We start from the raw sequence: 246 nt of genomic DNA on the forward strand, positions 1-246 counted from the left end.
GGGATGGTTTTTTGAATGGGGATGATTAGAGGTTTTTTGAGGTGGAACGTGTCTTTTAAGAGTATGGGGGGGTGGTAAGGAAGGTTGGGTTGGTGATGGGGAAGAAATGGATTATGAGAATGGATGATGATGGTGTGTTGTTGTAATAAAGTAAGTTGAATGGGGTGAGGGAGATCAATCGTGGTGATGAGGATTTGTAGGTCATGGTAACGGTCGGGAGGTTTATGGAAAAGATGAAGTGATAAA

General features: G+C 42.7%; 1 pseudogene. It reads right to left on the bottom strand.

The features are described 5' to 3' along the window. Positions 1 to 246, bottom strand: a pseudogene (gene ipk, locus FS736_RS24955) (4-(cytidine 5'-diphospho)-2-C-methyl-D-erythritol kinase); the annotation flags it as partial.

The organism is Cytobacillus oceanisediminis 2691 (assembly GCF_007678455.1).
GTDB classification, from domain to species: Bacteria; Bacillota; Bacilli; order Bacillales; family Cytobacillaceae; genus Mesobacillus; species Mesobacillus oceanisediminis_A.